Here is a 25,262-nt window from a genome sequence, read left to right as displayed (position 1 = left end):
GAAATTCACATATGCCCGACTTCGTCGGGGACGTCGTAGAAGGTCGGATGGCGGTAGATCTTGGATTCCGCCGGCTCGAACATCATGCCCTTCTCGGACGGATCGGACGCGGTGATCGCGTTCGAGGGCACCACCCAGATCGACAACCCCTCGCCGCGGCGGGTGTAGATGTCGCGCGCTGCCTGCAGCGCCAGCGTCGCATCGGCCGCGTGCAGCGAGCCGACATGCTTGTGCGCGAGGCCATTGCGGCTGCGGATGAAGACCTCCCAGAGCGGAACGTTCGGCGTGGCCATCTCGGCGCTCCCTTATTCTGCGGCTTGCGCGAGCTGGCGGCGCTTGCGCTTCTCGGCATAGGCCATCGCGGCCTCGCGCACCCAGGCACCCTCCTCATGCGCCTTGCGGCGCGCGGCGAGACGATCGCGGTTGCAGGGGCCGTTGCCTGCCAGCACCTGCTTGAACTCGTCCCAGTCGATCGGGCTGTGTTCCCAATTGCCGTTTGCGTTCTGCTTCATGCCGGGATCGGGGATCGTCAGGCCCAGGAATTCGGCCTGCGGGACGGTGGCGTCGATGAATTTCTGGCGCAGCTCGTCGTTGGAGAAGCGCTTGATCTTCCATTTGGTCGAGGTGTCGCTGTGCTGGCTGACCTGGTCCGGCGGACCGAACATCATCAGCACCGGCCACCACCAGCGATCGAGCGCGTTCTGCGCCATCGCCTTCTGCTCCGCGGTGCCGCGGCACAGCGTCACCATGATCTCAAAGCCCTGGCGCTGGTGGAACGACTCTTCCTTGCAGACGCGGATCATCGCCCGCGCATAGGGGCCGTAGGAGCAGCGGCACAGCGGGATCTGGTTCATGATCGCCGCGCCGTCGACCAGCCAGCCGATGGTGCCGATGTCGGCCCAGGTCAGCGTCGGATAATTGAAGATCGAGGAATATTTCGCCTTGCCCGATAGCATCGCATCGACCAGCTCCTCGCGCGAGGTGCCGAGCGTCTCGGCGGCGGCGTAGAGATAGAGGCCGTGGCCGCATTCGTCCTGCACCTTGGCGAGCAGCGCAGCCTTGCGGCGCAGCGACGGCGCGCGGGTGATCCAGTTGCCCTCGGGGAGCATGCCGACGATTTCGGAATGGGCGTGCTGGGAAATCTGCCGCGTCAGCGTCTTGCGGTAGGCGGCGGGCATCCAGTCGTTCGGCTCGATGCGTTCGTCGGCATCGATGCGGGCCTGGAACTGACTGGCACGGGCGGCATCCTCGACGCCGCGATCGTCGCCGTCGGATGAGTTGAGCGCCTGCGTGTACATGGCCGACCTCCCAATGTGTTGTTAGGCAGGAATATATAACACAAATTTTCGAATGCAAGAAGTTTTTGTAATATGTTCAGACACCCTCGAAACGGCGCGCCACCGCCCCGTTTGGCTTCGGCAGCGGCCCGTCCTGGTTGGTCGCGTGGTCGTCAAGCCATTGTTCCGACGGCGAAAGCAGCCCGCGATAGATCTCGCCGCAGAGTTTCCGCGCCGCCCTGCCCGGCCAATCCTTCGGCAGCAGCGGATACGGCAGCAGCGGATCGCGCAGCACGACGCGGCGGTAATGGTGGATCAAGAGAATGCGCGCGGTGAAGGCGTCGGCGTCGCTCAGCGTCTCGCCGCGGATGATGGAGCCGTGCAGCGGCTCGAACGTCTTCATGAACTTCAGATAGGCGTCCGCGGTGCGGTCGAGCGGCCAGCTTTCGCTGAGCAACCGGCGTCCGCTGTCATCTTCCGCGGAGACTTCGAGCCGGATCGCACGCGACGCTTCATCGGGGATCGGTACGCCCGACGGCGCGACCCACACGCCGGGCAGCGGGCTGCCGAAGCCGGCATTCTTCAACGCCTCGCGCGCGGCGTCGCGGTCCTCGGCATTGCCGATCAACAACAGCTCGAAGCGGCCGGTCCAGTCCGACGGCGGCGGATCGTAGATGTGCCGCGTCGCAGTGTCGAAAGTCTGCCGGCCCTTGGCGTTCAGCCGATAAAAACTGTTGCGGCCGACCTTGTTGCGCTCGAGCCAGCCGTCGGCGGCGAGCCGCGACATCGCGGTGCGCACCACATTGCCGTCGATGTCGAGCGACTTGAAGAATTCGAGCAGCGTGCCGAGCCACACCGAACCGCCGCGCGGCACGATGGAATCTCCGAACACGGTAATGATGATCGAGCCGGTGCGTGACGGCTCGCGCTTCAGCTGATCGACGATGCGGGCAAGCGGCTGTGGCATGCCTCAACGCATAGCGCGTTTTGTCGATTCACGACAATGCGGGTTCTTCTCCTTCTCCCCGCGTGCGGGGAGAAGGTCGGGATGAGGGGGCTCTCCGCAATCACGGTGCGAGTTGCGCTCGTGGAGACTTCCCCTCACCCGGATCGCATTGCGCTGCGCTTCATGCGATCCGGCCTCTCCCCGCAAGCGGGGCGAGGCAAGGAAGAGACATGTCAGCGATTGGGATCCGGATAGACGATGCTGCGCCAGCCGCTGCGATCGAACGGCGCCCACTCGCCTTCCTTCTGCGCGAGGCGATCGGCAACCGCGTAGACCACGGCCGGGTGATGACCCATGCCGCAATGGCTGCTCTCGACCTCGATGCTGTCGGTCATCGACGAGGCCTGCTCGCGGCAGCCCTGCCAGGCACAGACGCCGTCGGTGCGGCTGAAGATCGCGGTGGTCGGCACCGGCGGCGCGCTGGCGAGCGAGCCGCCGAAACGGGAATCCTCCTCGTCGGCGCGGCGGCCGCTGGCCATCTCATAGACGCGCCAGGCGTTGGTCGACTTCGGGCCGGCGGCAAACGGGCTGCCGAGCGTGATCACCTGGCGCACGCGCTCCGGCATCATCTTGGCGAGCTGGCGCGCATAGAGGCCGCCGAGGCTCCAGCCCACGACCGAGACCTTGCAGCCGGTCGTCTCATTCATCTCCTGCAGCAGCTCGACCATCCCGTCCTGCACGCCGGCGCGAAGCCCGAGATTGCGGCCCTGGCGCCAGCCGCTGACGGCGTAGCCCTTGCTCCTGAGAAAGTCGCGCAGCGGCCGGGTCGACATGTCGGAAGCAATCAGCCCCGGCAGCACCAGCACCGGATGCCCATCGCCGCGCGGCGCGAGGCTGAGCAACGGCAATGCACCGAGGAAGGCGCCGAGCTCATGAATGGCGCGGCCTTCCAGAAACATCAGCGTCCTGGACGGCGGGCGTAGCGTCTGCGCAGCAACGGACATTTCAGCTCCTCTTCCGGCAGGACCGCCGGCGATGGGACCAACGAGAATGGGTCAACGGGATTGACTCAAACCCGGCGGAATCGTTCCGCAACGCAACAATCTGTCCTGAAAAGCTAGGGAACCGGACACTTTCGTGCAAGCGGTCCGGGTCACACTTGCCACAACTAAAGTGACGTTCGTGCCCAATCGGTCACAGCAGCCGCAGCGTGTATTCCAGGGTGTAAAGCGCAAGGCCGGCAAGCCCGCCGATCAGCGCGCCGTTGAAGCGGATGTATTGCAGATCCTTGCCGACATTGACCTCGATCAGGGAGATCAGCTGCTCCATGTCCCAGCTCTTCATCTGGTCGGCGATGAAGCCCGAGACGCCGCTCTTCTGCTCGGCGACGACGGTGCGCAGGATCGCCACCAGGCCCTGATTGATCTCGCCGCGCAGGTCGGTGTCGCCGTCGAGCGCGTCGCCGGCCTCGACCAACATTCGCGCCAGCTGATGCTGCAGCACCTGCGACTCGCCCGAGGCGCTGCGTTCGATGAAGTCCTTGACGTTGGCCCAGATGGTGCGCCCGAGATTGGCAAGCTCCGGCCGCGCCATCAAATCGCGCTTGAGACCATCGATGCGGTCGGCGAATGCCTTGTCGCTGCCGAGCCGGTCGACAAAGGACAGCAGCATGCGGTCGAACTCGCCGCGGAACGGATGCTGCGGGTCGTTGCGCACTTCCTCGAAGAATTTCGTGGCGGACGCGATGATCCGGTTCACCACGAACTTGTCGGCACGATAGAGCCTGAGCAGCGTCGGCATCTCGGCGCGGACCTTGTCGCGGATCACCGCCATGGTCTCCTGCTGCGTCAGCGTCTGGTGCAGCACGCGCAGGATGTCGTCGAGCAGGCCGCCATGCTTGCCCTCCTGCACGAAGCCGCGCAGCGCGCCGGCCGCGAGCGGCGCGAGGTCGATCGAGAGCACCTGCGTCGTGACGCGGCGGCTGATGAACTGCATCAACCCCGAGCTCTCGGTCGCCGCGAATGCCTCGGGCAGCATCCGCAGCACGAAGCGGGCGAGATCCTCCGAACGTTTGCGGTCGCGCAGCCAGTCGGCGATGAACGAACCGAAATCGATCTCGCGCAGCTTGGCCTCGACCGGCCCGGATTCCAGGAAATTGTTCTCGATGAATTCGCCGAGCTTCTCGGCGATGCGCGCCTGATTGCTCTGGATGATCGCGGTATGCGGGATCGGCAGGCTGAGCGGCCGCTTGAACAAGGCGACGACGGCATACCAGTCGGCGAGGCCGCCGATGGTTGCGGCCTCGGCAAACGCGGCGATGAAACCGAACACCGGATGCACCGGCAGCAGTGCTTTCGCTGCGATGAAGATGATGAAGGTTGCCGCCAGCACGCCGGTCGCCAGCCACTTGACGCGCCGCAGCTCGGCCGCGCGTTCGACGTCGACTGGCGTTGCGATGAGGGCGGCGGGAAGGGTCATGGGGTTTCGCGGGGGTGACGAACGAAGCATAGCATGGCTCACCGCCGTCATTCCGGGGCGTGCGAAGCACGAACCCGGAATCTCGAGATTCCGGATCGCCGCTTCGCGTCGTCCGGAATGACGGTGGACACATGAGCTATGAAGGACACCGCCAAAAAAGAAGGCCCGCAAAATGGCGGGCCTTCGAAAAGGGCAGTTGGTCAGCGCGGCCGCGATCAGGCGGTCTTGCCGTAGACCTTGGCGAAGTTGTCCTGCGCGGTCTTCGCACCATCGGTGACGAGCTTGCCGAGATACTCGGTGGTGGCCTTCGCCCGCGAGACGAACAGTTCGCCACGCGCACGGGCCAGCTCCGACTGGATCTGGGCGGCTTCGCTCAGCGACTTGGCCGACGCGAGCTTGTCGATGCCGGCGAAGAACGCCTCGGCGTCCTGGTAGATCGCCTGCTGGATGTTGCGGCTGATCTTGGCGGCTTCGGTCACCGAACCGGCAACAGCGAACTCGATCACGTTGGTCACCTTCTCCGAGCCGGCATAGGCATCGGCAGCGCGGGTCTTGGCCGCCTCGGCCTGCTTCTTCACGAACTCACGGGCGGCTTCCGGAACTTCCAGGTTCTGAAGCTTGGTGAACGCCTCGGTGACGGGCGCGAAGGCTTCCTTGACGCTGTTCAGCACGGAATTGGTTTCGGTGGTCATTGGGGTCTCTCCATCCTCAGGTTTGAGCTATGGGCTCACCCCGTCCGGTTTGGCCCGGGGCAACGGTGTTATGACACGCCTCATGGTGCGCCGCAACATCTATGTTGCGGCGCGATATCACGAACCTGTGAACAGTACGAAGATCCGGCAGATTGCCTAGAGAACCAGCAGGAAACGGTTTCTAATTACCATTGACCGCGTCGGACACCCCGTACGCCTCCATCTGTGCCTGGACCTGCGCCACGTTGTGCCCGAGCACGACAATGTCGTGGGTCTTGCCCTCGACGTCGCGAACATGGTCGCGCAGCAGAGCCTCCGCCTTGAAGCCGAGGCTTTCGAACAGCGCGATCGCCGCCTGCTGGTCGACGGTCATCTGCACCGAGAACTTCTCCAGCCCGGCACCGAGCGCGATGGCGAAGGTCTCCTGCGACAGCGCCCGGCCAACGCCCTGCCCGCGCACGTCGAGCGACACCACCATCCGGATCTCGCCGACATGCGGCGACCAGGAATGCGGATCGCGCACCAGGGTGCCGCAGCCGACCACCTTGCCGTCCTTGATCGCGAGCAGGCTCGTGATGTCGCCGCGCTCGATCTCGTTGATCCAGGCCGACAGCACCTTCGGCTGGCTGATGTTGCGCGGCAGGAACAAGAGATCATGCGTCGGCAGCTTTTGCGCGAAGGCAAGCACCGCGGCCTCGTGGTCCCGAATCATCAGGCGAAACTCGATGTCGCCCGCCTCGGTCTTGACGCGGCGCGGATAGGAACGTTGTTCGGTCATGTCGATCTCTCTCAAGTCGACCCTTCTTAGGTCGATCTCTTGCCCAGCCAGGAGTCCAGTTTCGGCCACAGCCGCTTGATTGCGTTGGCGCCGGCGACCAGCGAGACGTGACCGCCTTTCAGCATCACCTCCTCCTTGTCCTCGGAGCCGATCTTGGTGATCAGATGTTTTGCCGCATCATACGGCACGATGTGGTCGTGCTCGGCGACCGCGTGCAGGATCGGCACCTTGATGTCGGCAAGCTTGGCCGCGCGGCCGCCGACCGTCATGGTGTCGTTGTAGAGCTTGTTGTCCCACATCAGGTCCTTGGTGATGGAGCGGAAATATTCGCCCGCGAGCGGCAGCGTGTCGGTCGCCCAGCGATCGAACATCCGGTACGACTTGACGAACTCGTCGTTCCAGATGTTGTCCCAGAGCTGGATCTGGCCGACGACACGCGCGGCCGGCCGCAACATGTCGAACGATTGCAGGATCAGTTCGGGCGGCATGTTGCCGGTGCTGTCGATCAGGCGGTCGACGTCGAAATAGCGGCGGTCGGCGAAATTCGAGAACAGCTTCATCTCGCGGAAATCGATCGGCGTGGTGAAGCAGATCAGGTTCTTCATCGGCCCGTCGTTGAAGATCGAGCCGTACAGCAGCGACAGCACGCCGCCGGAGCAATAGCCGATCACCGAGACGTCCTTTTCGCCGGAATCCTGCTGCACGCGGCGGACCAATTCCGGAATGAAGTCGAGGACGTAATCCTCCATGCGCAGCGATTTTTCCTCCGGCTTCGGCGCACTCCAGTCCAGCATGTAAACGTCGAAGCCGCGCCTGAGCAGAAATTCGATGAAGCTCTGCCCCGGCACCAGGTCGAGGATGTAGCCGCGGTTGGTGGTCGCCATCACGATCAGCACCGGCACGCGATAGACTTCGCTGGCCAGCGGCCGGTAGTGATAGAGGTTCATGGTGCCGCGCGAATACAGCACGTCTTTCGGCGTCGAGCCGAGCGACGGGCCGGAGCTCGAGAAATACTCGACGCCCTTGATGCTGCGCTGGATCGCGCGCTGCACCTCGGACTGGACCCGCTCGGAAATCGAGGCGAAATCAAAGGGGGTGGGAGCATTCATTTGCTGCCTCCCTCCGCTGGTGGCTGCTTGGTGCGCGGTGGCCGCGGCGTTGCGCCATGGCCGTCGTCCGGCGCCAGCGAATTGTGGTGCACCTGCTGCAGCAGCGTCTTGATCTCGTTGAGCTGGTTCTCCATCGATTGCAGGCGCTCCGCCATGCCGACGAGCTGGGCGCGGCTCGGCAGATTCATGGCGAGAAGATATTTCTCCATCAGCTCGCCGAGCTGCTTCTGCGCGCCGGCCGCGACGCCGCCGGCCTGGTTCATCGCCTTGGAAAATTCCGGCGAGCTCATGAGCTGGTTGCCGAAGGAGTTGAACCCCTTCTCCATCTCGCCAATCATCGTCTGCCAGATCACGGCAGGGTCGTTGCCCTTGTCGGCCATGCGGCGCTCCTCCACACCAATTTCGGGCGCTTGCCGCGCTTCGATTTGTTTCTGCCATACGACACTGTTGCTGCTGATCGGTCAACTGCGCGGCGCGACCGGCGACGCCGAGGCTCTTCTGCGCTGCGTCAATCCGTGGCATAGAGGTTCCTGACCGCGACACCAGCAGGGGACGCCCGTGACCACGCTCGCCCATCAGCCGCCGCAGATCATCCGCGCCAATGGCATCGACATCTGCTACGAGATTTTTGGCGATGCGAATGCCGAGCCGCTGCTCCTGATCATGGGCCTCGGCGCCCAGATGATCCATTGGGACGACGAGTTCTGCCGCCAGCTCGCCGCCCGCGGTTTTCGCGTCATCCGATTCGACAACAGGGATATCGGCAAATCCTCCCGCCTGAGCGGCGGCAAGCGGCTGACCGCGCTCGAATTGCTCAAGCTCCGCTTCCTGAAGATCCCGGTCGCAGCGCCCTACAAGCTGGCCGACATGGCGAGGGATACGATCGGGCTGATGGATGCGCTCGGCATCCGCACCGCGCATCTGGTCGGTGCATCGATGGGCGGCATGATCGCGCAGGAGGTTGCCATCACCTTCCCCGAGCGCGTGCGCTCGCTGACCTCGATCATGTCGACCACGGGCAATCCAAAGATCCCGGGCCCGACCCGCGAGGCGACCGCAGTGCTGATGGCGCCGCCACCGAAGAGCAAGGAAGAGTATTTCGTCCGCTTCGGGCAGACCTGGAAAGTCCTGCGCAACGGCTCGTTCCCTGAAGATGAGGCGCTCGATCCCGAACGCGCGCGGCGCACCTTCGAGCGCGGCCTCAATCCGGAGGGCGTCGGCCGTCAGCTCCGCGCGATCCTCGCCTCCGGCAGCCGCAAGGAGCGCCTGCGCGGCGTCAAGGCGCCGACGCTGGTGATCCACGGTACCATCGATCCGCTGGTGCATCCCGAAGGCGGCAAGGACACCGCGGTCTCGATCCCGGGCGCGAAGCTGGTGATGATCGAGGGCATGGGCCACGCCCTGCCGATTCCGATGTGGCCACAGATCATCGACGCCATCGACAAGCACGCGCATGGCGCGGCGGCGAAGGCGGCGTGAGGCCGGAGCGTTTTCGAGCGAAGTGGATACCGGTTCGCGTGAAGCAAACGCCTCAAAGCCAGAATCGAGAGTCCCGTCCCGATTCAATCGGAACGGGGCTCCGGTATCTCCCGGTAACCATGTGAGCCGGGAGTGCGTTCTTCCGGGCGCGGCATGGACGCTGTAGAGAGCGCTATCCACCGCTCAGCCACCGGGAGCAACCAGATGAAGACGCTTCTCCGGCCACGGACGGCCGTCGCCGCTCTCCTCCTCGCACTCGCGTCTTCATCGGCAATGGCGGCCGCCGGCGAGGCGCAGCAAGAGGCCAACCGCAAGGCGGTGCTGGCGTTCTACGAGAAGGGGCTGAACCAGAAGGACGCCGACGCAGCGCTCGCCTATGTCGGCAACCGCTATGTGCAGCACAATCCCGGCGCGGCCGACGGCCCGGAAGGCTTCCGCAAGTTCATCGGCTTCCTGCGCGAGAAGTTTCCGAACTCGCACAGCGAGATCAAGCGCTCATTCGTCGACGGCGACTACGTGATCCTGCACGTCCACGCCGTGCGCGAGCCCGGCACCCGCGGCAACGCGATCGTCGACATCTTCAAGCTCGAGGACGGCAAGATCGTCGAGCACTGGGACGTGGCGCAGCCCGTTCCGGAGAATCCCGCCAACAACAACACGATGTTCTAAGGCATCGTGACGGCTTGTGCTCAGTCACTGGCATGATCAGGCTGGCGAGCGCGCCGGGACGCCGGCTATTGCTTGACCGCGATCCAGATCACGTGGCGGACACCGCGGCCCCGGCCGGTGGCTCGGACGGCAATTTCGTTGACCGCGAACCCGGCCCGGGTCAGCGATTTCGGGAACTTGGCGTTCGGACCGGACGACCAGACCGCAAGCACGCCGCCGCGCCGCAATGCCGCGTGTGCGATCTTGAGCCCGGAGACATCATACAGCGCGTCATTGGCCTTGCGGGTGAGACCTTCAGGCCCGTTATCGACGTCGAGCAGGATGGCATCGAAGCTGAGCGGTTGGCGTTCGATCACGCTGGCAACATCCTCCTCCCGGATATTCACACGCGGATCGTTCAGGCTGTCGCCGAAGATCTCCGCCATCGGGCCTCGCGCCCAGGCAACGACAGCCGGCACCAGTTCGGCCACCACGATTCTCGCCTCGGGCCCGAGCACGGCGAGTGCGGCCCGCAGCGTAAAGCCCATGCCGAGGCCGCCGATCAGAAAATGCGGCCGTTCGACCGTCTCGATCTTCTTCGCGGCAAGCGTCGCCAACGCCTCTTCCGAGCCCGACAGGCGGCTGTTCATCAGCTCGTTAGTGCCGAGCATGATCGAGAATTCGCGGCCTCGCCGCATCAGACGCAATTCACCCTCGGTGCCGGGAATGCGCGTGGTATCGATCTTTTCCCATGGAATCATGCGGCGGTTTGTATCATGGCAGGCACCTCTGCCGTAGCCCGGATGGAGCGAAGCGCAATCCGGGAACAGCGTCGCCGCAGGAGGAGATTATCCCGGATTGCGCTTCGCTCCATCCGGGCTACAACGAAGCAGCTACCCACCTGTCCAGACGTCGAGCACGTAGCGGTTCCTGGTGCCCATTTCCTCGATCCAGCGCGCGGCGGCGTCAGTGTCGACACCGGTGCGCTCGCGATAGATCGACATCAGGGTCGCCTTGACGTCGGGCTCCATCCTGCCGCCGTCGCCGCAGACATAGACGATCGCGCCCTTCTGGATCAGCTCCCAGACCCGGTCCTTCTGCGCGGCGACGAGGTGCTGCACATAGGTCTTCGGGCCATCGGCACGCGAGAAGGCGGTGTGGAGTTCACTGACGCCATCGGCTGCGAACGCCTTCAGCTCATCCGCATAGATGAAGTCCTGCTCGGGATGCCGGCAGCCGAAGAACAGCATCGCCGGGCCCAGCGTCGCGCCCTGCGCCTTGCGCGCGGCGCGCTCCTGCAGGAAGCCGCGGAACGGTGCGAGCCCGGTCCCCGGCCCGATCATGATGATCGGCACGGCGTTGTCGTCGGGCAAGCGGAAGCCGGCCTTGGTCTCCTTGATGGTGGCCTGGACGGTGTCGCCGGCGCGGCGACGCGCCAGATAGTTCGAGCAGACGCCCTTGTAGATGCCGCGCCCGGAACTTGCCGGCGCCTCCACCACGCCCACGGTGACACTGCAGCGCTGCGCCTCGCCGGCCGGAGACGACGAGATCGAATAATAGCGCGGCGCCAGCAGTGACAGCATTTCGAGATAGAGGTGGAACGGCAGCTCGCAGGCCGGATATTCCTCGAGCAGGTCGAACACCGATTTGCGCTTCGCCAAGACGTCGGTGCGATAGCACCCGGCCGACGCCTCGTCGTCGCCGACATAGGCCATCAGCTTCGGCTTGGTCACCGGGCAGCGGGTGTGCTCGGCCATGATCTGGATCTGCTTGCGGGTCGCGACCTGCTGCAGCTCGACGAACTCGGTGAGCAGCCGTCCGACCGAGACGGCGTTGCCGACCGGCAATTGCGCGCGGCGACCTTCGGAGACCTGCAGACGGATCTGGTCGGCCGGCAGGAAGCCGAAGCGGCGCGCAACGGAATCGACCAATGTCGGATCGTTGCGCGGCACCACGCTGAGATGATCGCCGACGCGGTATTTCAGACTGGCCGGCAGCTCGACCTCGATATGCCGGGTCGAACGCTCCGACGGATGAGCGCCTGCCTTGGTCTGCAGCTCGCTGTTGGCGAGCACCTTCATCGGCACCGCGCCGCCTTGCGTGACGATGGTGTTGACCGCACCCTGCGCCACCGGCTCGATCGCGTAGAGCGGCTCGTCCTCGGCGGTGCGGGTGAAATTCCAGTCGATGCCGAATTCCTTGGTCGCGACCTTGGCCGCCTCCGGGAACCATTTCTGGAACTGGCCGTCGAGATCGCTGCGCGCATCGCCCTCGCCGCGCGGATAGACGGCGCGCGCACCATGCTTGGTGAGCTGCTCGTCGATGAAGCGCGGCACCGACTGGTAGGTCGCCGCCCAATCGCTGTTGCCGCAACCGAACACCGCGTAGCGGACCTTGGCGAAGGCGTCCTTCGGCAGGTCGCTCTCGAGCCATTTGACGAACTGGGTGGCGTTGTCGGGCGCCGCGCCATTATAGGAGGCGCAGATGATCAGCACGCCGCCCTCCTCCGGCAGCTTGCCGACATAATCGTCCAGCGGACCCAGTCGCGTGGCGAAGCCGTTGATCTCGGACAGATCGGCCATGCGGGTCGCCAGCTCCTCGGCGGAGCCGAGATTGGAGCCGTACAGCACCAGCATCGGCGTGTTGTGGCCGGGACGCGTGGCCGGCGCGCGCGGTGCCTTCGGCGCGGCCGCAACCGCGCCCGTGCTGCCGGCGAACGCGCCGCGGTCCTTGTCGTCGCGCGGCCGCACCTTGATCCTGAAGCCGTCGGGCTTGACCGTCAGCGTCTCCTTCAGATGCATCTGGTAGCGATGCACGTCGATCAGCTTGAAGCGTTGCAGGATCATCCCGATCGCCAGCGCCGCCTCGTGCATGGCAAAGCCGCGGCCGATGCAGGCGCGCTGGCCGTTGCCGAACGGCTTCCAGGCATTGATCGGGCGCTTGGCCTCCGCCTCGCGGCTGAAATTCTCGGGATCGAACACGTCGGGGTTCGGACCCCAGACGCTGGGATCGCGGTGCAGCGCCATCACCAGGATGGTGATGAAGGTGTTCTTCTTCAGCTTGTATTTGCCGCCGATCATCTCATCGTTGAGCGGCGCGATGCCGTAGGCCGGCGCCGGCGGCCACAGCCGCAGCGCCTCCTTCAGGCATTGGGTGATGTAGGTGAGCTGCGTCACCTGCTGATAGGTCGGCCGCGCGTTGACGTCGGGCCCGAGCACACGATCGACCTCCTCATAGGCCTTCTTCAGCACCTCCGGATGCTTCAGCAGCGCATAGATCGTGCACGACAGCAGGCCGCTGGTGGTCTCGTGGCCGGCGATCAGGAAGGTATTGATCTGGTAGCGGATGTTGACGTCGTCGAGCTGCTCGCCGGTGGCGCGGTCGACGCCGGTCATCATCGCCGCCAGCATGTCCTTTTTGTCGTCGGTCGCGGCGGTGTTGCCGCGCCGCTCGGCGATGATCTCGTCGACCATCTTGTTCATGAAGGCGACGTCGTCGGCGAGCGTCTTGCGCCGCTTCTGCATCCACAGACCCTCGAGCGGCAGGCCGCGGGTCATCATGATGGTTTCGAGCGAGCGCACCAGCGATTCCACGAACGGGTGGTAGTCGCGGCGGTAGAACGAATTGAAGCGGTAGTCGAAGCCGCAGAGGCCGATGGTGTCGAGGGTGAGCGCCGTCATGTCGTGGACGACCTCGATCTCCTCGTCGGCGTTGAGGCGCTCCCATTTCTTGACCAGCTGCTCGGCGATGTCGACCATGCTCGGGTGGTACGACTGCATGGCGCGGTTGCCGAACGGCTGCATCAGGATGTTGTGCGCCTTGCTCCAGTTCGGCTCCCTGGTGTCGGCGGTGAACAGGCCGTCGCCGCCGACCGCGCGCACCCGGCGCAGCGAGCCGCGCACCGCCTTGTCGAAGCGCTTCTCGTCGGAGAGCTCGTCGACCAGGTCGTGGCCGGACACGATCACGAGCGGCGCGCCCATCATGTCGAGCCAGAAGATCGGTCCGAGCTCCTTGGAGAGCTTGACGAGATGCTGCACCGGCGCGGTCGAGTCCAGCGACAGCATATTGCCGACCACCGGCTTCGTCGGCGGATGCGGAATCGGACTCAGTCTGTTGCCGGACGCCATGTTGAGATTGCCCCTCTAACCTCAGTCATTCCGGGATGGTCCGAAGGACCAGACCCGGAATCTCGAGATTCCGGGTTCGATGCTGCGCATCGCCCCGGAATGACGACGTCGTCGTCACCCAAATCGCTTCCTGCGCCATTCGATCAGCTTCGCACTGACTTCGTCAGGCTTTTCCTGCTGCGTCCAATGGCCGCTGTCCTTGACCAGGTACTTCTCGAGGTCCGGCACCAACTTCTCCATGCCGTCGGCGGCCGAGGGCGGCAGCACCGCGTCGTTCTCGGCCATGATCATCAGCGACGGCACCCGGACGTGATGGTCCAGGCCGGCCGAGCGCTCCCAGTTGCGGGTGAAATTGCGATACCAGTTGATGCCGCCGGTGAAGCCGGTCTTGGTGAAGGTGTCGACGAACACCTTTTTCTCGTCCGCGGACAGGATCGGCGTGCGCGGATCATGCTTGGCGTCGTAATTCGCGATCATCTGCGGAAACGCCAGGTTGAGCCGCGCCGAGGCGCCGACGCCGGCGATCGGCTGTTCGGGTGGCGCGTCCGCCGGACGCGGCACCGGCTTGCGCATGAAGGCGTCGAAGGTCTGCTCGACCCGGCTGCCGAAGATGCGGTCGGGCTCGCGCGCCGGATCCTGGAACTGGACGATGTACATGTGATCGCCGAAGCGCTGGCGGAACAGCGCGACCGGATCCATCGGTGCGCGGTCCCAATGCGGCGTGTTGACGCCGACGACGCCGGCGACCCGCGCAGGATGCCTGAGCGGCATCTGCCAGACGACAAAGCCGCCCCAGTCATGACCGACGAAGATGGCCTTGTCGATCTTGAGATGGTCGAGCAGGCCGACGAGGTCGCCGGTCAGGTGCTCCATGTCGTAGGCCTCGACCGGCTCCGGCCGGTCGGTCGCGCCATAGCCGCGCTGATCCGGCGCAATCACCCGGATGCCGGCCTCGCCCAGCGCCTTGATCTGGTGGCGCCAGGAGAATGCCAGTTCAGGCCAGCCGTGGCACAGCACCACCGGCGGCGTGTCGGTCTTGGGGCCTGCTTCATAAAACCCCATGCGGATGCCGTTCGTCTCGGCGAACTGCAGCGGTGGCATCTCAATCATCGACAGGGATCCTTATTCGGCTGCGCCCTTGATGTCCGCAGGCGGGGGAGCGAACGCCGCCTCGAGTACATCGAACTCGAGCGGCAGCATGTCGCACATCACCTGCACGTGGGGAATGATGTTGGCGCCCACGATGAAGCCGAAATCGAGCTGATCGCGGTAGCTCTGCACGGTGATGTTGAGCGCCACGCCGTGGGTTGAGATCGAAACCGGGAAGATGTGCAGCAGCTCGGCACCGGCCGCATACAGCGTCTGCCGCGGCCCCGGCACGTTCGAGACCGTGATGTTGGTGGCCGGCGGCAGCACGTTGGAAAGGTCGGAGCGGCTGTAGAGCAGCGCCAGGATCTGCACCAGGATCGGTGCGCCCAGCAGCGAGATGTTGGTGACCTGCGGCACCAAGGCGCGCAGCGGATGCGACATCTCCTTGGACTTGGTCGACTGCGCGATGATGGTTTCCAGCCGCTTCCGGGGGTCCTCGATGTCGGTTGCGATCGAGCAGATCATGCCGAATACTTGGTTGTTGGATTCGGCGTTACCCTCCTCGCGCAGCGAGATCGGAACACCTGCCGTCAGCGACTTGTTCGGCAGCGCGCCCTGGCTGATCAGATAGCGCCGCACCACGCCGGAGGCGAGCGCCAGCACGACGTCGTTGAGCTTGCCGCCGGACACCTTCGCCAGTGCCTTGGCACGCGACAACGAGATCGAGGTGCCGGCAAAGCTGCGTTCGGACGAGATCGCCTTGTTGAGGATGGTCGGCGGCGAGGACATCGCCTGCAGGCTTTCGCGCGATCTCGGATCGGCAACCTTGGCGACGACGTCGGACAGGCTCTTCATGACCGTCGGCATGGAGCCGGCGAACTTCACCGCGCTCTCGATCTGGAACATGGCGTTGTCGAACAGGATCGAGCCGAGGTCGCTCTTGCCGGAACGCGGCAGCTCCAGGCTCTTCTGCGCGGCGGCGGCCGCCTCGAACGGCTGGGTCCAGAGTTGCTGATAGGCATCGATCAGATTGGCCGCGATGTCGCGCGGTTCCTGCGCGACCTTCTTCGCGCTCGGCGGCTCGATCTCGCGCGGCACCGGCGTCAGGTCGTAGATCATGCTGGTCAGCGCGGCGCCGGCGCCGCCGTCGATGCAGGCGTGGTGCATCTTGGAATAGAGCCCGATCTCGTTGTCCTTCATGCCCTCGAAGACGTAGAACTCCCAGAGCGGGCGGGCGCGGTTCAACAGCTTGGCGTGCATCCAGCCGACGATACGCTCCAGCGTCGCGCGATCGCGCGGCGCCGGCAGGCTGGCGCGGAAGATGTGACGGTCGATGTCGAACTGATCGTCCTCGACCCAGGACGGATGGTCGATGTCGAGCGGCGCCTTCTGCAGGCGTGCCTTGAGGATCGGCGCGATGTGCAGCCGCGAGGCGATCATCGCCTTGAACTCCTCGAAGAAGTCGCCCTTGTAGCCGTCGGGCAGGCGGAAGATCGCCATGCTGCCGACATGCATCGGCATTTCCGGCGTTTCCAGATAGAGAAACGATGCGTCCAGCGAGGACAGCTTCTTGGCGTCGCTCATGATCTCCTCCCGAGAGCCTACTTACGCGGGCGCCTTGGGCGGCGCTTCTCGTCGTTTGGTCAGGATAGTGCCTGTTCTGCCGGCCCGTAGGCAATGGCAAAGGGGCCCGAGCGGTCAAAATGCCGGAATTCCCCCTCCGGTTGGGCCAGCCGGTCCGCAATCGCCCACAGCGCCGCGGGATTGACGCCGAGGCCGATATGGCTGGCGAAATGCACCTCGATGTTCTCGGCGGTGGCCGACGGCCGCACGCGCGAGGTCCGCCAGTTCACGATGCCATCGGTGCGGGAATAGATCGAGGTCGTCGGCACCGGCATGTCGCCGGCGATCGCGGCGCGGATCTCAGGGATGTCACCCACAGCTTCGCCGGACAAGAGCTCATAGAGCCGCGTCGCATTGGTGGCGCGGATGTCGTCGGCGAACGGGCTGCCCAGCGTGATGATGGAGCGCACCAGCTGCGGCATCTGCGACGCCAGGTCGCGCGCATAGACGCCGCCGAGGCTCCAGCCGATGATCGAGACCTTGCGCCCGGTCGCCTCATGAACCCGCTTCAGCAGATCGCGCAGCGCAGCCCGCCTGCTGGAAATCCCGCCGAAATTGCGGCCCATGTTCCAGGCATAGGCGTCGTAGCCGAGCTCCTTCAGATAGCGCCGCATCGGCGCCATCGACAGGTCGCTGGCGAGGAAGCCCGGCAGTGCCAGCACCGGATGACCATCGCCCTTCGGCGCCTGCATCAGGAGGGGCGACAGCAGCAGGCTCGAATTGAGTTCGAGCACGCCGCGCGCCTCCGCCAGCATCAGGAACAGGCTCGGCGGGCGCAACCGGCGTTCGGTCCCATCAACGCTCCTGTCCATGCCGGTCACTATTTCTTCTTGCTCGCGCCGCCGAAGCCGGCCATCGCCACGAACATGTCCTGGAAGCGCTCGGCGAGCTTGGGATCGAAGGTGAACCAGCTCTGCATCAGCGATTCCGGTGAGATCTTGTCGATGTTCGACGTCATCTGCTGCTGCAGCTTGTCCATCACCGCGGTCTGCATCGGTCCCACATCCGGCAGGCCGAAGAACTGCCGCGCTTCGAGGGGCGTACAATCTATCTCGACGTTGACCTTCATATCCGCCTCCTCAAATGCGCCTTGGCCCGCCACAGTATCGCCGGGACGGGGCGAGTTGCGCAAGCGAGCCGTACCTGCCCCGGGGGGCAGTCGGCCTCGATCATCCGTTATGGTCAACCAAACCGTTTGGAGCGGTTGCTCCAAACCGTCAGGAGCGGTTGCTCGAGGCGCGCCGGTGATCCTTCCCGTGACCGACAAGCGGCACTCCGAAAGTCGAATGTCACGCGTTCGCGCCAACAGCCTACTCTCCAATCCGGTTCATTGCGCTGCACCCGCGCGGACGGGTTAACCCCTTGGCAAATCGCGCTTGCGCGGCCGGTAAACTCTGGCAACATGGATCAATAATACCAGCCGGACAAAGCAGCCGGCGGACAAGAACGGGGACGCGGGATTACATGTCGGTACGTTGGAGTTTGTTTGCGGCGACTGTCGCCGCACTCGTCGCCTTTGCTTTGCCGGCATCGGCCCAGACGCTGAAGTATGCGAACCAGGGCGAGCTGAAGTCGCTGGATCCCTACACGCTGAAGGAAACCACGACGATCGCGCACCACGCCCACGTCTACGAAGGCCTCACCGCGCGCGACAAGGACCTCAAGATCATTCCGGCCCTGGCGGAAAGCTGGGAGACGCTGAGCCCGACCAAATGGCGCTTCCATCTGCGCAAGGGCGTGAAATTCCACAATGGCGATCCCTTCACCGCCGACGACGTGCTGTTCTCGGCCGAGCGCGTCCGCGCCAAGGGCTCCAACTTCCTCAGCAACGTCCCGGCCGACGCCAAGTTCAGCAAGGTCGACGACTACACCGTCGACGTGACGCTGGACTCGCCCAATCCCATTCTGATCTCACAATGGGATAGCTGGTACATCATGGACAAGAAGTGGTGCGAGGAGAACAACTCGGTCGCACCGACACCGGCCTCCGCAACCACGCCGAGCTACGCGGCGCTGCACGAGAACGGCACCGGCCCCTTCACGATCGAGAGCCACCAGCCCGGCGTGAAGACCGTGTTCAAGGCGTTTCCAGGCTATTGGCGCAAGCCCGAGCATAATCTCAAGGAGATCATCTTCACCCCGATCGGCTCCGACGCCACCCGCGTGGCCGCGCTGCTCTCGGGCGAAGTCGACGTGATCGAACCGGTTCCGCTCCAGGACATCCAGCGCGTCAATTCCAGCGGCGTCGCCACCGTCATGACCGCGCCGGAGATCCGTACCATCTTCATCGGCATGGATACGGCGCGCGACGAGCTGCTGTATTCCAACATCAAGGGCAAGAATCCGTTCAAGGACATCCGCGTCCGCGAAGCTTTCTACAAGACCATCGACGTCGATCTGATCAAGACCCGCGTGATGCGCGGCATGTCGACCCCCTCGACGTTGATGATCGCCCCCGAGCTCTATCCGCTGTCGAAGGAATTCACCCGGCCGAAGCTCGATCCTGATGGTGCCAAGAAGCTGCTGGCCGACGCCGGCTATCCGAACGGCTTCGAAGTCACGATGGACTGCCCGAACGACCGCTATGTCAACGACGCCGCGATCTGCCAGGCGGTGGTCGGCATGCTGGCCCGCATCGGCGTCAAGGTGAACCTGCTGGCGCAGCCGAAGGCGCAGTATTTCGCCAAGGTGCTGAAGCCCGGCGGCTACCAGACCTCGTTCTTCATGCTGGGCTGGACGCCCGCGACGTCCGACTCGCACAACGTGCTGCACGACATCCTCGGCTGCCGCGACGATCCGAAGGATGCCACCCGGGGCGAGGCCAATCTCGGCGGCTATTGCAACAAGGAAGTCGACGCGCTCACCGACAAGGTCCTGATCGAGGGCGACACTGCCAAGCGCGACCAGTTGATCAAGCAGGCCTACGACATCGTCATCAAGGATTACGGCTACATTCCGCTGCATCAGCAACCGCTGGTGTGGGGCGTGTCGAAGAAGGTCAAATTGACCCAGCGCGCGGACAATCAGGTGCTGCTCTACTGGGCGACCAAGCAGGGTGAATAGTGGCTTTGGCGAATTCGGGTCCCGGAAGCGCAGGCTTCCGGGACCTCGCGTTTTCCGGCCGCGCAAAGCCGCGCGCCGAATGTCAAAGGCAGTGAAAGGTAGAGATGCTGGCTTTCACTCTTCGCCGCTTCCTGCAGGCGATCGGCGTGATGCTCGCCGTGGGCGTGATCGCGTTCGCGATGTTCCGTTTCGCCGGCGACCCGGTGAACCAGATCGTCTCGATCGACACCTCGGCCGCGCAGCGCGCTGAAATCCGGCACTCGCTCGGCCTTGACGATCCCGTGCTGGTGCAGTTCGGCCGCTACTTCATCAATGCGCTGCAGTTCAAGTTCGGCGTGTCCTACCAGTTCCGCCTGCCGGTCTCCTCGCTGCTGGCGGAGCGGCTGCCGGCGACGCTGGAGCTTTCGATCTGCGCGACGCTGTTCGCGATGGTGGCCGGCATCCTGATGGGGGTCTACTCGGCGCTGCGCCGCGACACCGTGCTTGCCAAATTATTCCAGGCGGTATCGCTGATCGGCATTTCGCTGCCGACCTTCCTGATCGGCATCCTGCTGATCTATCTGTTCGCGGTGACGCTGGGCTGGCTGCCCTCGTTCGGCCGCGGCGAGGTGGTGAAGCTCGGCTGGTGGACCACCGGACTGCTGACCGTCTCGGGCCTGAAGGCGCTGATCATGCCGGCGATCACGCTCGGGCTGTTCCAGATGACCCTGATCATGCGGCTGGTGCGCGCCGAAATGCTGGAAGTGCTGCGGACCGACTATATCCGGTTCGCCCGCGCCCGCGGGCTGACCACGCGCGCGATCCATTTCGGCCATGCGCTGAAGAACACCCTGGTTCCGGTGATCACGGTGGCCGGCCTGCAATTTGGCTCGGTTATTGCTTTCTCGATCATCACCGAAACCGTGTTCCAATGGCCGGGCATGGGACTTCTGTTCGTGCAGGCCGTGCAGAATGTCGATATCCCGATCATGGCCGCGTATCTGTTGATGGTCTCGCTGATCTTCGTCACCATCAATCTGGTGGTCGACATCCTCTACACCGTGGTCGATCCGCGCTTGCGCTCGACCGTCGGCCGCGCGGCGTGAGGGCTGACCGATGTCCGATGCCGTCGTCCCCCATCGTTCCAGGACCACCAGGCCCCTGCCGGCTGGTTCAGGCGCGCGCTCGACAGCGACATCTTCTATTCGTTCCGCCGCTCCAGGCTGACGATGGTCGCCGGCGTGATCACGCTGCTGTTCTTTCTGCTCGCAATCTTCGCGTCGTGGCTCGCGGTGCAGAACCCATTCGATCCGGCGCAGCTGCAGCTGATCAACTCGCGGATCGCGCCGTTGTGGACCGCCGACGGCCAAAGCCCGTTCCTGCTCGGCACCGACGAGCAGGGCCGCGACGTGCTCTCGGCGATCCTTTACGGATTGCGCATCTCGCTTGCGGTCGGCCTGGCCGGCGTGGTCTTTGCCGGCGCGCTCGGCATCGCCCTCGGGCTGATCGCAGGCTATTTCGGCGGTGTGGTCGATACCGTGATCATGCGGATCGCCGACGTGCAGCTCACCTTCCCCGCGATCCTGATCGCACTGCTGGTCAACGGCGTCGCCAAATCGCTGCTCGGCAACCGGCTCGACGAGATAAGCACGCTCGGCGTCCTGATCATCGCGATCGGTCTCAGTTTCTGGGTGCAATATGCCCGCACCGTGCGCGGTTCGGTGATGGTCGAGAAGAACAAGGACTACGTGGCCGCGGCGCAGCTGATCGGCCTGCCGGCGCCGAAGATCATGCTGCGGCACGTGCTGCCGAACACGATGGGCCCGATCCTCGTCATCGCCACCATCAACCTCGCGCTCGCGATCATCACCGAGGCGACGCTGTCGTTCCTTGGCGCCGGCATGCCCGACACCATGCCCTCGCTCGGCACCCTGATCCGGATCGGCAACAACTATCTGTTCGCCGGCGAATGGTGGATCGTCGCCTTCCCCGGCATTGCGCTGGCCGGCCTGATCCTCTCCATCAACCTGCTCGGCGACTGGCTGCGCGACGCCCTCAATCCGAAGCTCCGATGACCAAGCCTGTTCTTTCCGTGCGCAATCTCGAGGTGGAATTCGTCACCCGCCGTGCGACCTTGCGCGCCATCAACGGCGTGTCGTTCGACATCGCCAAGGGCGAGGTGCTCGGCGTGGTCGGCGAGTCCGGCGCCGGCAAATCGGTCACGGGGCTAGCCGTGATCGGCCTGATCGATCCGCCCGGCCGCATCTCCGGCGGCGAGATCGAACTGTCGGGCACGCGGATCGACCATCTTCCGCTGGAGGAGATCCGCCGCATCAGGGGCAAGCGGATCGGCATGATCTTCCAGGATCCGCTGACCAGCCTCAATCCGCTCTACCGGATCGGCGACCAGATCATCGAGACCATTCGCACCCACAGCAATCTGAGCGAGAGCGCCGCGCGCAGGCGCGCCATCGATCTGTTGGCCGAGGTCGGCATTCCCGCGCCGGAAAAGCGCATCGACGGCTACCCGCACGAATTCTCCGGCGGCATGCGCCAGCGCGTCGTGATCGCGCTTGCGATCTGCGCCGAGCCCGAACTGATCATCGCCGACGAGCCGACCACCGCGCTCGACGTCTCCGTGCAGGCGCAGATCATCGCGCTGATCAAGCGGCTCGGCCGCGACCACGGCACCGCGGTGATGCTGGTGACCCACGACATGGGCGTGATCGCCGAGACCTGCGACCGCGTTGCGGTGATGTATTCCGGCCGCATCGCCGAGATCGGCCCGGTGCAGGAGGTGGTACGCAATCCGCTGCATCCCTACGCCAAGGGCCTGATGGGCGCGATCCCGACGCTTGCCGGCGAGGACAAGCGCTTGGTGCAAATCCCCGGCTCGATGCCGCGGCTGTCGGCGATTCCGCCGGGCTGCCCGTTCAATCCGCGCTGCGCGTTTGCCTTCGATCGCTGCCACGTCGAACGCCCCGAGCCGATCCGGCAGGGCACGCAGTTCGTTGCCTGTCATCTGTTCGAGCCGGCGAAGGAGACAGCGGCATGAGCGGAACATTGATCGAGGTCAGGAACCTGCGCCGCGTCTTCGACGTCTCCAAGCCGTGGCTCAACCGCGTGATCGAGGGCGGCCATCTCGAATTCCTGAAAGCCGTCGACGGCGTCTCCTTCGACATCAAGCGCGGCGAGATCTTCGCGCTGGTCGGCGAATCCGGTTCCGGCAAGACGACCGTCGCGCGCATGGTGGTCGGCCTGCTGCCGCCGAGTTCGGGCGAGGTCGTCATCGACGGCGTCTCGATGACCGATCCGCGGCAGGGCCAGGCGCGCCGCCGGCTGCGCCGGCGCATCCAGATGGTTTTCCAGGATCCCTATGCGAGCCTCAATCCGCGCTACCGGGTCGCCGCTATCGTCGCCGAGCCGATCCGCGCCTTCGACCTGATCCAGGGCGAGCGCGACATCAAGGCCCGGGTCGGCGAATTGCTCTCGCTGGTCGGCCTGCACCCCGACGACGGCCAGAAATTCCCGCACGAATTTTCCGGCGGCCAGCGCCAGCGCATCGCGATCGCCCGCGCGCTGGCGTCCGAGGCCGAGTTCATCGTCTGCGACGAGCCGACCTCGGCGCTCGACGTTTCCGTGCAGGCGCAGATCCTCAATCTGATGCGCGACCTGCAGGACAAGTTCGGCCTCACCTATCTCTTCATCAGCCACAATCTCGCAGTGGTCCGCCACATGGCGAGCCGGATCGGCGTGATGTATCTCGGCCGCATCGTCGAGATCGCCGAGGGCAGAGAATTGTTCGAGAACCCGCGGATGCCCTACACGAAGATGCTGCTCGGCGCGGTTCCGGACCTTGCGATGTCCGGTCGCCAGCGCATCCCCGTAAAGGGCGAGATTCCGAATCCGATCGATCCGCCGCCGGGCTGCTCGTTCAACCCGCGCTGTCCCCTCGCCTTCGATCTCTGCCGCCAGAAGACGCCGGAACTGATCGACGGCGTGGCCTGCCATGCCGTCAACAGTCCCGCCGCCGTTCCGGCATGATCACGCGGATGGGAGCGGCCATGTGCACCAAGCGGTTCGGCATACCAGCCGGCCTGTGATCAAGTGCGCCCGCCGAGAAGGCCCAACAACAAACCGACGAACGGTCAATCGCCATGAGCAACATCAACCCCGATCCGTTCACAACCCGGCCCGAGATCGAAGGCACCTTCGGCGTCGTCACCTCGACGCACTGGATCGCCACCGCGGTCGGCATGGCAACGCTGGAGAAAGGCGGCAACGCCTTCGACGCCGGAGTGGCCACCGCCTTCACGCTGCAGGTGGTCGAGCCGCATCTGAACGGCCCCGGCGGCGACGTTCCGATCATCGTGCACGACGTCAAGCGCGGCAAAAGCGAAGTGATCTGCGGCCAGGGCCCGGCGCCGGCGAAGGCAACCATCGCGCATTATCGCAGCGAGGGCCTCGAGATGGTGCCCGGCACCGGCCTGCTTGCGGCCTGCGTGCCCGGCACATTCGAATCCTGGATGCTGCTGCTGCGCGACTACGGCACCTTGAAGCTGCGCGACGTGCTGGAGCCCGCGATCGCCTACGCGCGCGACGGCTATCCGCTGGTCGAGCGTGCATCGGCCACCATCAAGACCGTCGAACAGCTGTTCCGGAAATACTGGACCACATCGGCCGACGTCTATTTGCCAAATGGCGAGGTGCCGAAGCCCGGCACCATCTTCACCAACAAGAAGCTCGCGGAGACGTACGCACGCATCCTGACCGAGGCGGAGAGCGCCGGCGGCGATCGCGTGGCGCAGATCGAGCGCGCGCGGCAGGCCTGGTCGAAGGGCTTCGTGGCCGAAGCGATCGACAAGTTCTGCCGCACCCAGGAGGTGATGGACGTTTCCGGCTCGCCACACCGCGGCGTGCTGTCGGCCGACGACATGGCGCGCTGGCAACCGACCATCGAGGCGCCGCTCACCTACGACTACGGCCGTTACACCGTGCAGAAGGCCGGGGTCTGGAGCCAGGGTCCGGTGATGCTGCAGCAGCTCGCGCTGCTGAAAGGTTTTGAGCTCGACGGGCTCGATCCCGCAGGCCCCGACTTCATCCATTTGCAGATCGAAGCCGCCAAGCTCGCCTATGCCGATCGCGAGACCTTCTACGGCGACCCGAAATTCACCGAGATCCCGATCGAAACGCTGCTGTCCGATGCCTATAACAACCAACGGCGCAAGCTGATCTCGAAAGACAAGGCGTCGCTCGACTTCCGCCCCGGCTCGGTCGAGGGCTTCGGCGGCGTCGTGAAGTTGCGACACGCCGAAGGGCATCGTGAAGCGGTCGGCGCCATGGGCGCGGGCGAGCCGACCGTCGGCCGGTTCGGCGAGGTGCGCGGCGACACCGTGCATTTCGACATCATCGACAAGGCCGGCAACATGATCTCGGCGACGCCGTCCGGCGGCTGGCTGCAGTCCTCGCCGGTGATTCCCGAGATCGGTTTCTGCCTCGGCAGCCGCGCCCAGATGTTCTGGCTCGAGGAGAACCACCCTGCCTCGCTCGCGCCGGGCAAGCGGCCGCGTACCACACTCTCGCCGACCATGGCGCTGCGCGACGGCGAGCCGTATCTCTCCTGGGGCTCGCCGGGCGGCGACCAGCAGGACCAGTGGATCACGCAGTTCTTCCTGCGCCACGTCCACGCCAAGCTCAATCTGCAGGAGGCGATCGACGCGCCGGCCTGGCACTCCGAGCATTTCCCGATCTCGTTCTGGCCGCGCACCTCGCGGCCCGGCGTCCTGGTGCTGGAAAACCGCGTGCCGAAATCGACCATCGACGAATTGAAACGCCGCGGCCATGTGGTCGAGATTGGTCCCGATTGGTCGGAAGGCCGCCTCACCGCGGCCTCGAAGGTCGGTGCCCGCCGCCGCGCCGCCGCCAATCCGCGCGGCATGCAGGGATACGCCGCAGGCCGCTAGACACGAAGGTT

22 protein-coding genes and 1 pseudogene are annotated in these 25,262 nt (G+C 64.8%); 8 read left to right on the top strand and 15 right to left on the bottom strand.

Annotated features, from left to right (window positions below):
- Positions 1-5: 5 nt before the first annotated feature.
- The 9 genes from paaB to ACSKB9_RS37405 all read right to left on the bottom strand — a co-directional run bounded on the left by paaB (position 6) and on the right by ACSKB9_RS37405 (position 7,660).
- The gene (paaB, locus tag ACSKB9_RS37445; protein WP_016842890.1) at positions 6-293 is read right to left on the bottom strand and encodes a 1,2-phenylacetyl-CoA epoxidase subunit PaaB; all 288 of its coding nucleotides are present in this window, start codon (positions 291-293) and stop codon (positions 6-8) included.
- 12 nt (positions 294-305) lie between these two features.
- Positions 306-1,298, bottom strand: coding sequence for a 1,2-phenylacetyl-CoA epoxidase subunit PaaA (paaA, locus tag ACSKB9_RS37440; protein WP_438079447.1), 993 nt, complete (start codon positions 1,296-1,298; stop codon positions 306-308).
- A gap of 76 nt (positions 1,299-1,374) precedes the next feature.
- Positions 1,375-2,244: a phenylacetic acid degradation operon negative regulatory protein PaaX gene (gene paaX, locus ACSKB9_RS37435; RefSeq protein WP_438079446.1), complete on the bottom strand. Its 870-nt coding sequence runs from the start codon at positions 2,242-2,244 to the stop codon at positions 1,375-1,377.
- 212 nt (positions 2,245-2,456) lie between these two features.
- Positions 2,457-3,227 (bottom strand): esterase/lipase family protein, encoded by a 771-nt coding sequence (locus ACSKB9_RS37430; RefSeq protein WP_438079445.1) that lies wholly within the window; start codon positions 3,225-3,227, stop codon positions 2,457-2,459.
- Between the two features lie 190 nt (positions 3,228-3,417).
- Positions 3,418-4,701: a DUF445 domain-containing protein gene (locus tag ACSKB9_RS37425; RefSeq protein ID WP_438079444.1), complete on the bottom strand. Its 1,284-nt coding sequence runs from the start codon at positions 4,699-4,701 to the stop codon at positions 3,418-3,420.
- Between the two features lie 215 nt (positions 4,702-4,916).
- Positions 4,917-5,393, bottom strand: a complete 477-nt coding sequence (locus ACSKB9_RS37420; RefSeq protein ID WP_438079443.1) for a phasin — start codon at positions 5,391-5,393, stop codon at positions 4,917-4,919.
- Positions 5,394-5,574: 181 nt separating this feature from the next.
- A complete protein-coding gene (locus ACSKB9_RS37415; RefSeq protein ID WP_438079442.1) occupies positions 5,575-6,171 on the bottom strand; it encodes an N-acetyltransferase family protein in 597 nt (198 codons plus the stop codon).
- A gap of 26 nt (positions 6,172-6,197) precedes the next feature.
- Positions 6,198-7,280, bottom strand: a complete 1,083-nt coding sequence (locus ACSKB9_RS37410) for a PHA/PHB synthase family protein (protein ID WP_438079441.1) — start codon at positions 7,278-7,280, stop codon at positions 6,198-6,200.
- Positions 7,277-7,660 (bottom strand): hypothetical protein, encoded by a 384-nt coding sequence (locus tag ACSKB9_RS37405; protein WP_057017659.1) that lies wholly within the window; start codon positions 7,658-7,660, stop codon positions 7,277-7,279. Before ACSKB9_RS37405 ends, ACSKB9_RS37410 begins: the two co-directional genes overlap by 4 nt.
- Before the next feature lie 178 nt (positions 7,661-7,838).
- On the opposite strand from ACSKB9_RS37405, the gene ACSKB9_RS37400 reads away from it, so the two are divergent.
- Positions 7,839-8,759 (top strand): alpha/beta fold hydrolase, encoded by a 921-nt coding sequence (locus tag ACSKB9_RS37400; protein WP_438079440.1) that lies wholly within the window; start codon positions 7,839-7,841, stop codon positions 8,757-8,759.
- Positions 8,760-9,032: 273 nt separating this feature from the next.
- Entirely contained in the window at positions 9,033-9,428 is a 396-nt protein-coding gene (locus tag ACSKB9_RS37395; protein ID WP_438080565.1) for a nuclear transport factor 2 family protein, read from the top strand.
- Positions 9,429-9,493: 65 nt separating this feature from the next.
- Here the strand turns inward: ACSKB9_RS37395 and ACSKB9_RS37390 are convergent, their stop codons facing one another.
- From ACSKB9_RS37390 to ACSKB9_RS37365, 6 genes are all read right to left on the bottom strand, one after another.
- Positions 9,494-10,168 carry a spermidine synthase gene (locus tag ACSKB9_RS37390; protein ID WP_141340840.1) on the bottom strand — a complete coding sequence of 225 codons (675 nt, stop codon included), beginning with the start codon at positions 10,166-10,168 and terminating at the stop codon, positions 9,494-9,496.
- Positions 10,169-10,300: 132 nt separating this feature from the next.
- Positions 10,301-13,534: a bifunctional cytochrome P450/NADPH--P450 reductase gene (locus ACSKB9_RS37385; RefSeq protein WP_438079439.1), complete on the bottom strand. Its 3,234-nt coding sequence runs from the start codon at positions 13,532-13,534 to the stop codon at positions 10,301-10,303.
- A gap of 114 nt (positions 13,535-13,648) precedes the next feature.
- On the bottom strand, positions 13,649-14,644 hold the full coding sequence (locus ACSKB9_RS37380) for an alpha/beta fold hydrolase (RefSeq protein ID WP_438079438.1): 996 nt from the start codon (positions 14,642-14,644) through the stop codon (positions 13,649-13,651).
- Positions 14,645-14,656: 12 nt separating this feature from the next.
- Complete coding sequence (locus tag ACSKB9_RS37375) at positions 14,657-16,207, bottom strand: WS/DGAT/MGAT family O-acyltransferase (RefSeq protein WP_438079437.1); 1,551 nt, start codon at positions 16,205-16,207, stop codon at positions 14,657-14,659.
- A 59-nt stretch (positions 16,208-16,266) separates the two neighbouring features.
- On the bottom strand, positions 16,267-17,058 hold the full coding sequence (locus tag ACSKB9_RS37370) for an esterase/lipase family protein (RefSeq protein ID WP_438079436.1): 792 nt from the start codon (positions 17,056-17,058) through the stop codon (positions 16,267-16,269).
- A gap of 8 nt (positions 17,059-17,066) precedes the next feature.
- A complete protein-coding gene (locus tag ACSKB9_RS37365) occupies positions 17,067-17,315 on the bottom strand; it encodes a DUF6489 family protein (protein ID WP_137477030.1) in 249 nt (82 codons plus the stop codon).
- 395 nt (positions 17,316-17,710) lie between these two features.
- On the opposite strand from ACSKB9_RS37365, the gene ACSKB9_RS37360 reads away from it, so the two are divergent.
- From ACSKB9_RS37360 to ACSKB9_RS37335, 6 genes and pseudogenes are all read left to right on the top strand, one after another.
- On the top strand, positions 17,711-19,309 hold the full coding sequence (locus tag ACSKB9_RS37360) for an ABC transporter substrate-binding protein (RefSeq protein ID WP_438079435.1): 1,599 nt from the start codon (positions 17,711-17,713) through the stop codon (positions 19,307-19,309).
- Between the two features lie 104 nt (positions 19,310-19,413).
- Entirely contained in the window at positions 19,414-20,394 is a 981-nt protein-coding gene (locus ACSKB9_RS37355; RefSeq protein ID WP_028331828.1) for an ABC transporter permease, read from the top strand.
- Positions 20,395-20,404: 10 nt separating this feature from the next.
- A pseudogene (locus ACSKB9_RS37350) lies at positions 20,405-21,363 on the top strand (ABC transporter permease).
- The gene (locus ACSKB9_RS37345) at positions 21,360-22,343 is read left to right on the top strand and encodes an ABC transporter ATP-binding protein (protein WP_438079434.1); all 984 of its coding nucleotides are present in this window, start codon (positions 21,360-21,362) and stop codon (positions 22,341-22,343) included. Before ACSKB9_RS37350 ends, ACSKB9_RS37345 begins: the two are co-directional and overlap by 4 nt.
- Complete coding sequence (locus ACSKB9_RS37340; protein ID WP_438079433.1) at positions 22,340-23,332, top strand: ABC transporter ATP-binding protein; 993 nt, start codon at positions 22,340-22,342, stop codon at positions 23,330-23,332. The genes ACSKB9_RS37345 and ACSKB9_RS37340 overlap by 4 nt, the downstream gene beginning before the upstream one ends.
- A 113-nt stretch (positions 23,333-23,445) precedes the next feature.
- Positions 23,446-25,251 (top strand): gamma-glutamyltransferase family protein, encoded by a 1,806-nt coding sequence (locus ACSKB9_RS37335; protein WP_438079432.1) that lies wholly within the window; start codon positions 23,446-23,448, stop codon positions 25,249-25,251.
- The last annotated feature ends 11 nt before the right edge of the window (positions 25,252-25,262 follow it).

The sequence above is a fragment of the Bradyrhizobium sp. BR 1433 genome, from assembly GCF_051547665.1.
In the GTDB taxonomy this organism is placed as follows: Bacteria; Pseudomonadota; Alphaproteobacteria; order Rhizobiales; family Xanthobacteraceae; genus Bradyrhizobium; species Bradyrhizobium australafricanum.
This window is presented reverse-complemented; position numbering and strand designations above follow the sequence as displayed.

Bases quoted from the DNA above. Each gene is read 5' to 3' on its own strand.
- paaB (WP_016842890.1), bottom strand. From the start codon at position 293: ATGGCCACGCCGAACGTTCCGCTCTGGGAGGTCTTCATCCGCAGCCGC.
- paaA (WP_438079447.1), bottom strand. From the start codon at position 1,298: ATGTACACGCAGGCGCTCAACTCATCCGACGGCGACGATCGCGGCGTC.
- paaX (WP_438079446.1), bottom strand. From the start codon at position 2,244: ATGCCACAGCCGCTTGCCCGCATCGTCGATCAGCTGAAGCGCGAGCCG.
- ACSKB9_RS37430 (WP_438079445.1), bottom strand. From the start codon at position 3,227: ATGTCCGTTGCTGCGCAGACGCTACGCCCGCCGTCCAGGACGCTGATG.
- ACSKB9_RS37425 (WP_438079444.1), bottom strand. From the start codon at position 4,701: ATGACCCTTCCCGCCGCCCTCATCGCAACGCCAGTCGACGTCGAACGC.
- ACSKB9_RS37420 (WP_438079443.1), bottom strand. From the start codon at position 5,393: ATGACCACCGAAACCAATTCCGTGCTGAACAGCGTCAAGGAAGCCTTC.
- ACSKB9_RS37415 (WP_438079442.1), bottom strand. From the start codon at position 6,171: ATGACCGAACAACGTTCCTATCCGCGCCGCGTCAAGACCGAGGCGGGC.
- ACSKB9_RS37410 (WP_438079441.1), bottom strand. From the start codon at position 7,280: ATGAATGCTCCCACCCCCTTTGATTTCGCCTCGATTTCCGAGCGGGTC.
- ACSKB9_RS37405 (WP_057017659.1), bottom strand. From the start codon at position 7,660: ATGGCCGACAAGGGCAACGACCCTGCCGTGATCTGGCAGACGATGATT.
- ACSKB9_RS37395 (WP_438080565.1), top strand. From the start codon at position 9,033: ATGGCGGCCGCCGGCGAGGCGCAGCAAGAGGCCAACCGCAAGGCGGTG.
- ACSKB9_RS37390 (WP_141340840.1), bottom strand. From the start codon at position 10,168: ATGATTCCATGGGAAAAGATCGATACCACGCGCATTCCCGGCACCGAG.
- ACSKB9_RS37385 (WP_438079439.1), bottom strand. From the start codon at position 13,534: ATGGCGTCCGGCAACAGACTGAGTCCGATTCCGCATCCGCCGACGAAG.
- ACSKB9_RS37380 (WP_438079438.1), bottom strand. From the start codon at position 14,644: ATGATTGAGATGCCACCGCTGCAGTTCGCCGAGACGAACGGCATCCGC.
- ACSKB9_RS37375 (WP_438079437.1), bottom strand. From the start codon at position 16,207: ATGAGCGACGCCAAGAAGCTGTCCTCGCTGGACGCATCGTTTCTCTAT.
- ACSKB9_RS37370 (WP_438079436.1), bottom strand. From the start codon at position 17,058: ATGGACAGGAGCGTTGATGGGACCGAACGCCGGTTGCGCCCGCCGAGC.
- ACSKB9_RS37365 (WP_137477030.1), bottom strand. From the start codon at position 17,315: ATGAAGGTCAACGTCGAGATAGATTGTACGCCCCTCGAAGCGCGGCAG.
- ACSKB9_RS37360 (WP_438079435.1), top strand. From the start codon at position 17,711: ATGTCGGTACGTTGGAGTTTGTTTGCGGCGACTGTCGCCGCACTCGTC.
- ACSKB9_RS37355 (WP_028331828.1), top strand. From the start codon at position 19,414: ATGCTGGCTTTCACTCTTCGCCGCTTCCTGCAGGCGATCGGCGTGATG.
- ACSKB9_RS37345 (WP_438079434.1), top strand. From the start codon at position 21,360: ATGACCAAGCCTGTTCTTTCCGTGCGCAATCTCGAGGTGGAATTCGTC.
- ACSKB9_RS37340 (WP_438079433.1), top strand. From the start codon at position 22,340: ATGAGCGGAACATTGATCGAGGTCAGGAACCTGCGCCGCGTCTTCGAC.
- ACSKB9_RS37335 (WP_438079432.1), top strand. From the start codon at position 23,446: ATGAGCAACATCAACCCCGATCCGTTCACAACCCGGCCCGAGATCGAA.